This window comes from Actinomycetota bacterium, from assembly GCA_016700055.1.
Classification (GTDB): domain Bacteria; phylum Actinomycetota; class Acidimicrobiia; order Acidimicrobiales; family Ilumatobacteraceae; genus Kalu-18.
This window is the reverse complement of the sequence record CP064997.1, coordinates 1,479,973-1,492,171: the sequence shown is the minus strand read 5'-3', so window position 1 is coordinate 1,492,171 and position 12,199 is coordinate 1,479,973. Positions and strand designations below refer to the sequence as shown.

13 protein-coding genes are annotated in these 12,199 nt (G+C 68.3%); 9 read left to right on the top strand and 4 right to left on the bottom strand.

From position 1 onward, the window contains the following. Nucleotides 1-30: 30 nt before the first annotated feature. Nucleotides 31-510, bottom strand: coding sequence for a DUF2017 family protein (locus tag IPM43_07180; protein ID QQS26123.1), 480 nt, complete (start codon nt 508-510; stop codon nt 31-33). A 2-nt stretch (nt 511-512) separates the two neighbouring features. Beyond that, entirely contained in the window at nt 513-830 is a 318-nt protein-coding gene (clpS, locus tag IPM43_07175) for an ATP-dependent Clp protease adapter ClpS (protein ID QQS26122.1), read from the bottom strand. Nucleotides 831-888: 58 nt separating this feature from the next. Between clpS and IPM43_07170 the strand changes: the two genes are divergently transcribed. The 9 genes from IPM43_07170 (at nt 889) to IPM43_07130 (ending at nt 10,522) form a co-directional block, all read left to right on the top strand. Beyond that, complete coding sequence (locus IPM43_07170) at nt 889-1,839, top strand: protoheme IX farnesyltransferase (protein ID QQS26121.1); 951 nt, start codon at nt 889-891, stop codon at nt 1,837-1,839. Between the two features lie 144 nt (nt 1,840-1,983). Next, nucleotides 1,984-3,585 carry a cbb3-type cytochrome c oxidase subunit I gene (locus IPM43_07165; GenBank protein ID QQS26120.1) on the top strand — a complete coding sequence of 534 codons (1,602 nt, stop codon included), beginning with the start codon at nt 1,984-1,986 and terminating at the stop codon, nt 3,583-3,585. Next, on the top strand, nt 3,585-4,208 hold the full coding sequence (locus IPM43_07160; GenBank protein QQS26119.1) for a cytochrome c oxidase subunit 3: 624 nt from the start codon (nt 3,585-3,587) through the stop codon (nt 4,206-4,208). Before IPM43_07165 ends, IPM43_07160 begins: the two co-directional genes overlap by 1 nt. 13 nt (nt 4,209-4,221) lie before the next feature. Further along, nucleotides 4,222-5,349: a hypothetical protein gene (locus IPM43_07155; GenBank protein QQS26118.1), complete on the top strand. Its 1,128-nt coding sequence runs from the start codon at nt 4,222-4,224 to the stop codon at nt 5,347-5,349. 56 nt (nt 5,350-5,405) lie between these two features. Next, nucleotides 5,406-6,656 (top strand): cytochrome c oxidase subunit II, encoded by a 1,251-nt coding sequence (gene coxB / locus IPM43_07150; protein ID QQS26117.1) that lies wholly within the window; start codon nt 5,406-5,408, stop codon nt 6,654-6,656. A 13-nt stretch (nt 6,657-6,669) separates the two neighbouring features. Next, nucleotides 6,670-8,670, top strand: coding sequence for a cytochrome c oxidase subunit I (gene ctaD, locus IPM43_07145; GenBank protein ID QQS26116.1), 2,001 nt, complete (start codon nt 6,670-6,672; stop codon nt 8,668-8,670). After that, the gene (locus IPM43_07140; GenBank protein ID QQS26115.1) at nt 8,663-9,298 is read left to right on the top strand and encodes a cytochrome c oxidase subunit 3; all 636 of its coding nucleotides are present in this window, start codon (nt 8,663-8,665) and stop codon (nt 9,296-9,298) included. The genes ctaD and IPM43_07140 overlap by 8 nt, the downstream gene beginning before the upstream one ends. 11 nt (nt 9,299-9,309) lie before the next feature. Further along, the gene (locus IPM43_07135) at nt 9,310-9,654 is read left to right on the top strand and encodes a cytochrome C oxidase subunit IV family protein (protein QQS26114.1); all 345 of its coding nucleotides are present in this window, start codon (nt 9,310-9,312) and stop codon (nt 9,652-9,654) included. 13 nt (nt 9,655-9,667) lie between these two features. Further along, entirely contained in the window at nt 9,668-10,522 is an 855-nt protein-coding gene (locus tag IPM43_07130) for a cytochrome c oxidase assembly protein (protein QQS26113.1), read from the top strand. A gap of 37 nt (nt 10,523-10,559) precedes the next feature. Here the strand turns inward: IPM43_07130 and IPM43_07125 are convergent, their stop codons facing one another. Both IPM43_07125 and IPM43_07120 read right to left on the bottom strand, forming a co-directional pair. After that, nucleotides 10,560-11,285, bottom strand: a complete 726-nt coding sequence (locus tag IPM43_07125; protein ID QQS26112.1) for an ABC transporter permease — start codon at nt 11,283-11,285, stop codon at nt 10,560-10,562. Beyond that, on the bottom strand, nt 11,282-12,199 hold the full coding sequence (locus IPM43_07120) for an ABC transporter ATP-binding protein (protein QQS26111.1): 918 nt from the start codon (nt 12,197-12,199) through the stop codon (nt 11,282-11,284). Before IPM43_07120 ends, IPM43_07125 begins: the two co-directional genes overlap by 4 nt.

Below are 12,199 nucleotides of genomic sequence, written 5' to 3'. Positions count from 1 at the left end.
AGTTGCGCCAGCCACCCCAGCCGGGGTGGCTCACCTGGCGCTCAGCGCGCGGACGGCAGCGTCGAGCAACCAGCCCAGGTAGTGGTAGAGGTTGAGCTCGGGCGCGAGGGGATCGTCGTCGGGGACGAGGTCGGGGTCGGAGTCCTCCGAGACGTCGAGCATCGTGCCGAGCACCAGACGCACGGCGTTCAGCGACTGCATGAACCCGATCAACTCGTGCTCGGCGAGCGAACTGCCCTCGATGGCCCGTTCGACTACCTCGATCGCCCCTAGACGGGACGCGACGAGCTCTTCACGCATCAGGCGCTGGTATTCGTCGTCGAGCTCGGCATCGTCGTGGTAGGCGGTCGGGAAGAGGCGGCGCAACCTCGGGTCGGCGGGCTCACCGCGGAGCAAGAGCTCACGCAGCTCGGCCATCAGGCCCCCGACGATCTCGGCCTCGTGGTCGCCGAGGCGCACCTGGAACCCGTCACGGCCGCGCTCGATCGGACCCCTGGAGCGGCGGGCCACGATCAGGCGCGGTCCCGTTCCATCGTCGCCCAGAGTCCGTGCTCGTGCAGGCGGAACACGTCGAGCTCTGACTTCTCACGGGTTCCGCTCGAGACGACCGCGCGGCCCTTCTCGTGGACGTCGAGCATCAGCGAAGTCGCCTTCTCGAGGCTGTAGCCGAACAGCTTCTGGAAGATGAAGGTGACGTAGCTCATCAGGTTGATCGGGTCGTTCCACACGATCACCACCCACGGCCTGTCGAGCGTCACCGCCTCGTCGACCACCGTGTCGGTGTCCGGGGTGGCCGTCGTAGGAGCAGCGGTGGGCGTCGCAGTCGGCATCGCGCCGTCATTCTCGCGGTTGGCCGCCCCCGGCACACCCCCGTACGCTTGATCCGTCATGGCCGTAGGCGCTCGCCCTCTCGTACCTTCGCGAATCGGGGTCGGTCGCCGTAGCGGCTCCGCCCACGGTTCGCAGCGGGCACCACGGTCGGTGGTCGGCGCCTACATCGCGCTGACCAAGCCGCGGATCATCGAACTGCTGCTGATCACGACCGTGCCGACGATGGTCCTCGCCCAGGGCACCTGGCCCTCGATCGGCCTGATGGCGGTCACCGTCGCCGGGGGCACGCTCGCTGCCGGCGGCGCGAACGCCGTGAACATGTACGTCGACCGCGACATCGACGCGGTGATGAAGCGCACGCAGGGCCGCCCGCTCGTCACCGGGATCATCGAGCCGCGCAACGCGCTGGTCTTCGCCGTGCTGCTCGAGATCGTGGCGTTCGGCGTGCTGTGGACGGGTGCCAACCTGCTCTCCGCGTTGCTTGCCCTCGCCGCGGCCCTGTTCTACGTGTTCGTCTACACGCTGTGGTTGAAGCGCACGAGCACGCAGAACATCGTCGTCGGCGGCGCGGCGGGCGCGGTTCCGGTGCTCGTCGGGTGGGCGGCGGTACGCGACTCGCTCGACTGGGCACCGATGCTGCTGTTCCTGGCCGTCTTCCTCTGGACGCCGCCCCACTTCTGGGCGCTCGCCATCAAACACGCCGACGACTATCGGGCGGCGAACGTTCCGATGCTGCCGGCGGTCGCGCCTGCCGTCGCCGTCGCGCGGAAGATGGTGGTGTACACCGCGGCGCTCGTCGCGACGACCCTCCTGCTCGTTCCGGTGGCCGAGCTCGGCTGGATCTACGGGGTCGCCGCCGGTCTGCTCGGCGCGGCGTTCCTCGCGGGCACGATCGACCTTGCCCGCAATCCGAGCGCCTCACGCTCGATGCGGGTGTTCGCCTTCTCGATCACCTACGTCACGCTCCTCTTCGCAGCGATCACCGTCGACGTCCTCGTGCGGTCCTGATCGAATCCGAGCCTCACCGCGCGCTCGGCAGATTTCGGAGCGCGGAGGCGGCGGTGGGTAATGTCGGCCCGACAACGGATCCGCATCCCGTCGTCCCGGGTCGTCACGCGTCCCGGCCATCAGACGTGAAATGAGCACCTGCCCATGAGCACGATCGACACCCATCCCGAGGCCGCGGCGAGTACGCCGCGCGAGCTGCCGGCGCTGGCCTCGTGGATCCTGTCCGCGGACCACAAACAGGTGGGACGTTTGTTCGTCGGGTCCGCGCTCGTCGTCGCGGTCGGCTCTCTCGTGGTGGCGATCATGCTCGGCGTCGAGCGCATCGACGCAGAAGGCTTCCAGCTGCTCGAAGACGGTGCCGTCGTGCAGCTCTTCTCCCTCTACCGGGTGCTCGTCGCGTTCGGCGTCGTGGCCCCGATCCTGCTCGGGGTCGCGGTCGCGATCGTGCCGCTGCAACTCGGGGCCCGCTCGATCGCCTTCGGGCGTCTGGCCGCGGCCGGCTTCTGGACCTGGCTTGTAGGCATCGTTCTCACCGTGGCGTCGGTCCTCGCGAACGGCGGTCCGGGCGGAGGCGACGCCGACATGGTCGATCTCTTCCTCGCGTCGATGGTGCTCGTCGCGCTTGGGCTGGCGATGGCGGCCGGCTCCGTCGCCACGTCGGTGCTCACCACCCGGGCGCCGGGAATGCGCCTCAGCCGTGTGCCGATGCTGTCGTGGGCGGGCCTCGTCGGCTCGGTGGCGCTGCTCGTGACGTTGCCGACGATGGTCGGGACGCTCATCTACATGTACGTCGACCACCACTACTCACGTGCCGCGTTCGGCGGCAACACCGGGGTGCTCGGCTGGATGGACTGGACCTTCAGCCAGCCGCACACGTACGTGCTGGCCCTCATCGCGCTCGGTGTGGTCGCCGACGTGCTGCCGGTGATGGCCAGGGTGCGCCAGCCGATGCGCCACGCGATGGTCGTCGCGATCTCACTCGCCGGAGTGGCGATGCTCGGCGCCGTCACCCAGGTGACCGCCCGGGTGCCGTGGGCCGGCGGTGCGGCCGAGAAGATCGCCGACCTCTTGCCCTACCTGCTGTTCTACGGCGTACCCCTGCTCGGTGCGTTCTTGGTGCTCGCCGTCGGTCTGGTCGGGCTGCGCAGCGGCCGGCCACGAATGAGCGCCCCACTGGCGTTCTCGGTGCTCGGGCTCCTCTTGCTGCTCGCCGGCATGGCCTCGCAGATGCTCTTCGCCTGGAACGACCTCGATCTCTCCGGGACCGTGTTCGAAGAGGCCCAGTTCACCTTCGTCAGCTACGGGGCCTTGCTCGTCTCGCTGGGTGCGGTCTGCTACTGGGGACCGAAGTTGTGGGGCAGACGCATCCCCGACACTGCCGCAGTGCTGCTCGCGCTGCTCGGTGCCCTTGCCGTGCTCCTCGCCGGCGGGGCGTACTTCATCGCCGGGTTTGCAGACCAACCGGCCTTCTCCCTCGACGGCTTCGACTACAGCGGGCCGCAAGAGGCGTTGAACGCGGCGGCGACGGCGGGCCATGGCTTGCTCGCGATCATGGTGCTCGCCTTCGTCGTGCTGGCGGTGCGCTCGTTCGCCACCGGTGATGCAGCCGGTGACGACCCCTGGGACGCCCAGACCCTGGAGTGGGCCACGTCGTCGCCTCCGCCGGCACACAACTTCGCCGAGTTGGCCGTGGTCAGCTCGCCAGAACCCCTCGCCGATCTCAAGCCCCGTGGGAGCGTCGCCTGATGCACGCCGCGTCTGCACTGCCCTCTCTGCCGCCCGGTCCCGTGCCCGCACCTCGGCGCCAGGTCTTCGTCGGCGCCGCTCTCGCGGTGGCGGCCGGCACGATGCTCGTCGGCACGATGATGGCGATGTGGCTGCGCTTTCGCGCCGCTGCGCCGCTTCGCGCGGGAGGCGCGCCCGAGCGCGAGCTGATCAAGGACTGGATGCCGGCCGACATCTTCGTGCCCGAGGTGGCGGTGAACATGGCGCTGATCGGCTTCGCCGTCGCCTGTGTGATGGCCCAATGGGCGGTGTACGCGGCGCGGCGGGGTTACGGCTCGCAGGTCGGGCTGGCACTCGGCATGACGTTCCTGATGGGCCTCGCCGCCCTGAACGCGCAGTTCTTCGTCTGGACCGAGATGGGTGTCGGCGTCAGTGACGGCGCCTTCGGCTCGATGTTCTACGCCGCCACCGGCACGATGGCCGCGCTCGTCGTGATCGGCCTGCTCTTCACCGCCGTCGTCGCCTTCCGCTACCTGGGTGGGCGGGTCCGCGGCGTCGAGTACGTCTCGGCCCACGCTCTCTACTGGTACTTCCTCGCCGCGGCATTCGCCGTGGTGTGGTTCGTCGTCTACGTGCAGAAGTGAGGCGGCACTCCCGATGATCACCACCGGATCCAAGCTGTTCTTCGGCATGGCGGCTGCCGCCGTGGTCGGGATGCTGCTCTGGGGCTTTGCCACCGACTGGGGTGCCCTCGGCACCGTCGGCCTGGCCACCTTGTCCGTGGCGCTCGTGTTCCTCGGCGCGGTCACCTCGTTCGTCCGTGACGCGGATGTGGCCCCGATGAACACCGCTGCCCACGTCGCCTCGGCGGCGAACCAGCCCGCCACACGGCGGAGCATGTGGCCGCTGGCGCTCGCCCTCGGGGCCGGGGTCACCGTGTTCGGACTGGTCTCCTACCCGCCGATCTTCATCGTCGGGCTGGTGCTGATCGTCGCCGCCGGAGCCGAGTGGATGGTGCAGGCCTGGTCGGAGCGGGCATCGGGCGACGCCGTCTACAACGCCGACGTCCGGCAACGGGTGATGCACCCGCTGGAGCTGCCGATCGCGGGCGCGTTGCTGCTCGGGGTGATCATCTACGCCTTCTCGCGGATCATGCTCGCCATCGACGCCGACGCGGGCGTGCTGGTCTTCGCGCTGATCGCCGCGATGGTGCTCCTGTTCGGAACCCTCATCGCCTTGCGCCGCCGGCTGTCCTCCGGACTCGTCGCCGGCATCGCCGGTATCGCCCTCGTCGGTCTCGTCGTGGTCGGAATCGTGGCCGCGCTCGTCGGCGAGCGCGACGATCTCGCCTCGGCAGCCGAAGAAGACCACTACGCCACCGAGCACCGCATCTGTGACGCCTCCGAGCAGCCGTGGGACGAGGACGCGACGGGCTCGGTGGGGTTGAAGCCGAACGTCCTTGCCCGGGTGGTGCTGGCCGACGACGGACGGCTTTACGCCGTGGTCGAGGGCTTGCCCGGTGAGCAGACCTCGGTCACCGTGCAGCGCGCCAACCAGACGAGCCTGCTGTTCCGCAACGACAGCTCCGAAAGCCGCCGCCTGACGGTGAGCTATGGCACCGACGACGAGGGTCAAGCGCTCGAGACGTGCACGGCCATGACGGGCCCGGGCCAGGCGCAGTTCGTCACGTTCTCCGTGCCCAAGGCCTCCGCCGGCGCCGAGACCCCGTATTCGTTCTTCGTCCCCGGCGTCGACGGCGCCGTCATCGAGATGCTTGTGCCGTGAGCCCCAACCCCTGCCGAGGATCGACCGCTGAAGAGATGATGACTACCGTGCAGCAAGTGAACCACCGAGAGCGCGGCGCGGCCGATGCCCGCGAGGCGCCCAGCCGTCGCCGTCGCCTGGCCGCTGCGGCGCTTGCCCCCGCCGGCGCGCTGGCCCTCTTTGGCTGTGCCAACGACGCTCCCCAGGACACCTGGCAGGCCGCGGGCCCGAACGCCCAGAAGATCGACGATCTGCAGCGGCCCGTGTTCTACGTGGCCGGCGTGGTGGGCTTGATCGTCTTCGCCGTCGTCGGCTGGGTGGTGTTCCGCTTCCGCGACCGCGGGCAGGCGGTGCCCGAGCAGACCCACGGCAAGCCGGCGCTCGAGGTGGTGCTGACCATCTTGCCGGTGATGATCCTGATCGGCGTCGGCGTGCCGACGGTGAGCGTCATCTGGGACCTGGCGAAGATCGACGACACCGAGATGGTCATCAACGTCACCGGCCAGCAGTGGTGGTGGGAGTACGACTACCCGGCCCAGGGCGACTTCGGGATCGAGGCGCCGATCGTCACCTCCGGTCAGCTGATCATCCCCGAGGACACCAACGTGCTGCTGCGGATCACCAGCCGCGACGTGATCCACTCATACTGGATCCCGAAGCTGAACGGCAAGAAGGACGCGGTCCCCGGTCGGGTGCACACGCTGCGGATGGAAGGCAGCACTCCGGGGATATACGCGGGTCAGTGCACGGAGTTCTGCGGGCTGTCGCACGCCAACATGCGGATGGAGGCCGTCGTGCTCACCCGCGCCGACTTCGACACCTGGATCGCGAACCAGCAGCGCAACGTCGAACGACTCACCGTCGAGGGTGGGGCGACCGAGGCCCAGCTGCGTGGCCAGGACACCTTCGAGCAGCAGTGCTCACGCTGCCACCAGGTCAACGGTGCGACGAACGAGGCCGGTGACGCGATCATCTCCACCCCCGAGACCCAGGTGGTCGCGGGGGCTGCGCCGAACCTCACCCACCTGATGAGCCGCAACACGTTCGCCGGCGCATCGTTCGACCTGCTCACCGAGGCATGTCGGGCCGACGTATGGGAAGCCACGCCGGACGAGTTCGGCAAGCGCTACCTCGAAGGCGTCACCACCGAGTGCCTGAACGAGCGTGACCTGCGCGCCTGGATCCGCAACGCACCGGCGATGAAGCCGATGTACGCCGACCCCGCCGACGCGGAGGACACCGGCGGCCGGGTCCGCGGCATGCCGTACCTCGCCCTCGGTGAGGACCAGATCGACGACCTCGTCGCCTACCTGCTCGAGCTGAAGTGACCGGAGAGCTCTGATGGCCATCATCGAACGTCCAGAGTCCGCCGCCGGCGCAGGTGTCGCCGTCGTGTCGCCCAGCCAGGCGCTCGGCGTGCTGAAGCGTCCCGTTGCGGCCACCGGTTGGCGCGACTGGGTGGTCACCGTCGACCACAAGAAGCTCGGCATCATGTACGGCGTCCTCGCCTTCGCCTTCTTCCTCCTCGGAGGGCTCGAGGCACTGCTCATCCGCCTGCAGCTCGCCGGGCCCGACGGCACCGTGCTGTCTGCCGACGTCTACAACCAGATGTTCACCATGCACGCCACCACGATGGTGTTCCTGTTCGTGATGCCGATGACCACGGCCCTCGCGAACTACATCGTGCCGCTGCAGATCGGCGCTCGCGACGTGGCCTTCCCGCGCATGAACGCCCTCGGGTTCTGGCTGGTGCTGTTCGGCGGGCTGTTCTTGAACAGCTCGTGGTTCCTCGGCGGCGCCGCAGACGGCGGTTGGTTCATGTATGCGCCCAACTCGAGCACCCTCTACTCACCGACCAACGGCATCGACTTCTGGGTGCTCGGCCTGCTGATCATCGGCATCGGTTCGCTGACCAGCTCGATCAACCTGATCGTCACCGTGCTCAACATGCGTGCGCCGGGGATGAAGATGATGCGCATGCCGATCTTCACCTGGATGGTGCTGGTCGTGCAGTTCCTGCTGCTGTTCGCGATGCCGGTGATCACCGTCGCGTTCGTGCTGCTCAGCTTCCAGCGTGAGTTCGACGCGACGTTCTTCGACGTCGCCGCCGGAGCCGACCCGCTGCTGTGGCAGCACCTGTTCTGGATCTTCGGCCACCCCGAGGTGTACATCCTCATCCTGCCGAGCTTCGGGATCGTCTCCGAAGTGATCCCCGTGTTCTCGAAGAAGCCGCTCTTCGGCTACCCGATCGTGGCCATGTCCGGAGCGGCGATCGGCTTCGTCGGCTTCGGCGTCTGGGCGCACCACATGTTCGCCTCTGGCCTCGGGCCGGTCTCCGTGACGGTGTTCTCTTTGGCGACGATGGCGATCGCGGTGCCGACCGGGGTGAAGATCGTCAACTGGGTGATGACGATGTGGGGCGGCAAGCTCGTGTTCTCGACGGCGATGCTGTTCGCCGTCGGGCTCGTCGTCCAGTTCACCATCGGCGGCCTGTCCGGGGTGACTCACGCCGTCTCCCCGAGCGACACCCAGCAGACCGACACCTACTACATCGTCGCCCACTTCCACTACGTGCTGTTCGGCGGTGCCGTGCTCGGTCTGTTCGCCGGCTTCTACTACTGGTGGCCGAAGATCTTCGGCAAGATGCTGAACGAGGGCCTCGGCAAGTGGAACTTCTGGCTGATGACGATCGGTCTCAACCTGACCTTCGGGCCGATGCACATCATGGGCCTTCAGGGCCAGCCCCGGCGCATGTACGTGTGGACCGAGGAGCGCTCCGGTGAGGGGTTCTTCAACCTCGGCTTCTGGAACCTCATTGCGACGATCGGTGCCCTGATCATCGGCGTCGGCGTGCTGATGTTCGTGATCAACGTCATCTACACGCACAGCTCCTCCAAGGTGGGCAAGGCGCCGCTCGACCCGTGGGATGCCCGCACCCTGGAGTGGCTGACGACGAGCCCGCCCCAGGAGCACAACTTCGACGCGATCCCGACGGTGCACCACCTCGACGAGTTCTTCCACCGCAAGTACGAAGAGGACGAGCGCACCGGCGAGATCCGCAAGGTGGCCGAGGCCGAGGAGGTGCTCGCCGAGTTGAGGTCCCACCCGGACGAGCACATCCACCTGCCGTCACGCTCGTACTGGCCGATCCTGCTCGCCTCCGGGCTGCCGGTGATCGGCTACGGCCTCATCTTCAACCGCATCATCGGCTTCGTCGGAGCGGCGATCGTGCTGCTGGCCAGCTTCGGCTGGGCACTCGAGCCCTCCGTCGCCGACGACTCCGACTACGACCCGACCACCGGCGACGGTGGCCCGACCAAGGAGGTCGCGCCCCTTGTCTGACGTCGCTGTCGCCCACGCCGCCGACACCGGCCACGCCGAGGCCCACAGCCACGGCGCCCACCCGGAGACCTCGACCGGGCTGTCCAACAACAAGCTCGCGATGTGGCTCTTCCTCGGCTCGGAGTGCCTGCTCTTCGGCGGGCTGATCTCCACGTACATGCTGTACCGCGGCCGTACCGCCGACGGGCCCCAGCCGAACCAGATCTTCGACATCCCGTTCACCTCGGTCAGCTCGTTCGTGCTGCTGATGAGCTCGCTCACGATGGTGCTCGCGGTGTCGTCGGCAAGTCGGCATGACGACCAGCGCACCACGTTGTGGCTGACGGTCACGGCGTTGCTCGGCGCGACGTTCGTCGGTGGCCAGGTGTACGAGTTCACCGCTTTCTACCGCGAGGGCCTCGGCTTCACGACCAGCCTCTTCGGCTCCAGCTTCTTCACGCTCACCGGCTTCCACGGGGCCCACGTGACGGTGGGCATCATCATGTTGATGTCGCTCGTCGGGATGATCCGGCGCAACCGGATCCACGGCGACAAGGCCGAGACGGTCGAACTGATCGGGCTCTACTGGCACTTCGTCGACATCGTGTGGATCGTCATCTTCACCCTCGTCTACCTGATCCCGGCCTAGAGGTGACCGCCATGAGCACTACGACCGACACCGTTGCGCCCTCCATCGGCTACGCCACAGTCGATGACGAAGGCCACACGCACGGCGCGACCGACAAGCAGTACCTGGTGATCGCGATCATCCTCGCCGTGCTCACCGCGATCGAGGTCTCCACGTACTACCTCGACTTCGGCGCCGCGTTCTTGCCGGTGCTGCTGGTGCTGATGGCCGCGAAGTTCGTGATCGTCGTCTCCTTCTTCATGCACCTGAGGTTCGACAACAAGATCTTCAGCTTCATGTTCTACGGCGGGCTGTTCCTCGCCCTCGGCGTGTACGTGGGCACGCTCGCCACATTCGAGTTCTTCCTCGGCACCTGATCACGGAGGACCCATGCTGGCCGCCGTGCCGTATCCCGATCCGTGGCGCTTCCAGGCCCACGTCGAGGTGTGGCTGCTCACGATCTTCTTGGTGCTCGCCTACGTGTACGTCGTGAAGGTGCTCGGCCCGCGAGTCGTCGGCCCGGGCGCCACGGTCGTCACCGGGCGTCAGAAGCTCGCGTTCGCGGCCGGCATCTTGACGCTCTGGTTGGCCTCGGACTGGCCGGTGCACGACGTCGCCGAGGAGTACCTGTACTCGGTGCACATGGTGCAGCACATGGCGCTCACGTACTTCATGCCACCTCTCGTCCTGCTCGCCACACCCGAGTGGTTCGCCCGGCTCCTGATCGGCGAGGGCCGCGTGTATCGAGCGGTGATGACGCTCTCCCGCCCGATCGTCGCCGCGGTGCTGTTCAACGTGGGCGTGATGGTCAGCCACGTCCCCGGGGTGGTGAACACATCGGTGTCCAACGGCCCGCTCCACTACATGGTGCACGTCCTGCTGGTGATGACCGCGTTGGCGATGTGGATGCCGGTGTGCGGGCCGCTTCCCGAGGCGCACATCGGGCCGATGGCGAAGATGGTCTATCTGTTCGCGAACAGCGTGGTGGCGATCATCCCGGCGGCGTGGCTCACGTTCGCAGAGGGTGCGGTCTACAGCGAGTACGACCAGCCGGTGAGGGTGTGGGGGCTGAGCATCACCGACGACCAGCAGCTCGCCGGGGCGATCATGAAAGCAGGCGGCTCGATCTTCCTCTGGACGATCATCGTGGTGTTGTTCGTGCGTCGCTTCGGGCGCCCGTTCCGCGAGGAGAACGCCCACTCCCTGCGCCGCGAACCCACCCGCGAGCTCGAACACTCCGCCTGACCCCGACTGCGTACGCGCGCAGCCGGTAGAGCCCGGGTCACGACCAGCGGAACCAGCGTGCAGCTGCAAGCGGGGTGGCGACGGACCAGGCCGCGAGCACTGCTGCCGAAAGGCTGGGCTTGTCGCCGGCCGCGGCGAGCGCCTCGCGGAGCAGGTCGGCGAGGGCACCCGAAGGCAGCACCCGGGCGACGGCAGCGATCGGGCCGGGCAGCTCGTCGAACGGGATCACCATCCCGCCGAGCAGCAACAGCACGACGAACAACGCGTTCTGCACGGCGAGGTTGACCTCGGCGCGCAGCCTCCCGGCCAGCAGCAGCCCGAGGCCGGCGAACGCCGTCGTGCCGGCGACCACCGACGCGATCGCGAGCAGCCAGCGCGGCGCGCTCGGGTCCCAGCCGAGCGCGAACGCAACCGGCACCAGCACCGCGAGCTGCACCAGCTCCACCACCACGATGGCACCGATCTTCGCGGCGAGCCACCTGCCACGACCGAGCGGGGTGGCACCGAGACGCTTCAGCACCGCGTAGCCACGCTCGAAGCCGGTGCCGATGCCGAGGCTCACCATCGCCGTACTCATCACCGCGAGCGCGACGATCCCCGGCGCGAGGAAGTCGACCGCAGGGCCGGAGCCTGTCGGCAGCACGGCGACCAGGCTGAAGAACACGAGCAACAGCACGGGGATGCCGAGGGTCAGGAGCAACTGCTCGGGGTTGCGCGCGACGAGCCTCAGCTCGGCCCGGAGCTGGGCGAGAAACGGCGTCACGGGTTGTCCGACCCGCCACCGACGAGACCGCGGAACACGTCCTCTAGCCGCGCCGACCCCGCGCGGAGCTCGATCACCTCGGCGCCGTTGGCGTCGAGCCAGGCGGTGACACCGGCGACGAGTGTCGCCGCGCCTTCGCTTCCGCCGCCTTCGATCGCGTACTCGTTCGGCGCGACCTGGTGGACTGCGGCACCGACCGAGGCGCTGAGGGCGGCCGCGTCGATCGGCTGGGCGGTGCGCACCCGCACCTCACGGCGAGTGCCGCGCAGCTCGTCGAGCGTGCCGTCGGCCACGATGCGGCCGGCCTCGAACACGAGCACGCGGTCCGACACCCGCTCGGCTTCGTCCAGCTCGTGGGTGGCGAGCACGACGGCGCAACCTTCGCCGGCGAGTCCGCGCAGGATCTCGCGGATCGCTGCTCGGCCTTCGACGTCGACCCCGCTCGTCGGCTCGTCGAGAAAGGCCACCTGCGGTCGGCAGGCGAGCGCGAGGGCGAGCGACAGCCGCTGGCGCTCGCCGCCCGACAGCCTGCGCCACGAGGAGCTCCTGCGTGACGACAGCCCGACCAGCTCGACGAGAGCGTCGGGGTCGGCGCCACGCTGGTAGAGCTGGCAGTAGAGCGCCACGGTGTCGGCCACACGAGCACTCGGGTACACGCCGCCTTCTTGGAGCATCACCCCCATGCGCTCGCTGAGCTTGCGCTGTTCGCGGCCGGGGTCAAGCCCGAGCACCCGCACCGTTCCAGTTGCCGCGCGGCGAAAGCCCTCGCACACCTCGATCGTGCTCGTCTTGCCGGCGCCGTTGCGCCCGAGCACGGTCGTCACCTGGCCGGGCTCGGCCGCGAAGCTGACGGCATCGACGGCCAGCAGCTCTCCGTAGCGCACGGTGAGGTTCTCCACGACCACTGCGCTCAC

Bases quoted from the DNA above. Each gene is read 5' to 3' on its own strand.
- IPM43_07160 (QQS26119.1), top strand. From the start codon at position 3,585: ATGCACGCCGCGTCTGCACTGCCCTCTCTGCCGCCCGGTCCCGTGCCC.
- IPM43_07130 (QQS26113.1), top strand. From the start codon at position 9,668: ATGCTGGCCGCCGTGCCGTATCCCGATCCGTGGCGCTTCCAGGCCCAC.
- ctaD (QQS26116.1), top strand. From the start codon at position 6,670: ATGGCCATCATCGAACGTCCAGAGTCCGCCGCCGGCGCAGGTGTCGCC.
- IPM43_07155 (QQS26118.1), top strand. From the start codon at position 4,222: ATGATCACCACCGGATCCAAGCTGTTCTTCGGCATGGCGGCTGCCGCC.
- IPM43_07135 (QQS26114.1), top strand. From the start codon at position 9,310: ATGAGCACTACGACCGACACCGTTGCGCCCTCCATCGGCTACGCCACA.
- IPM43_07165 (QQS26120.1), top strand. From the start codon at position 1,984: ATGAGCACGATCGACACCCATCCCGAGGCCGCGGCGAGTACGCCGCGC.
- IPM43_07170 (QQS26121.1), top strand. From the start codon at position 889: ATGGCCGTAGGCGCTCGCCCTCTCGTACCTTCGCGAATCGGGGTCGGT.
- clpS (QQS26122.1), bottom strand. From the start codon at position 830: ATGCCGACTGCGACGCCCACCGCTGCTCCTACGACGGCCACCCCGGAC.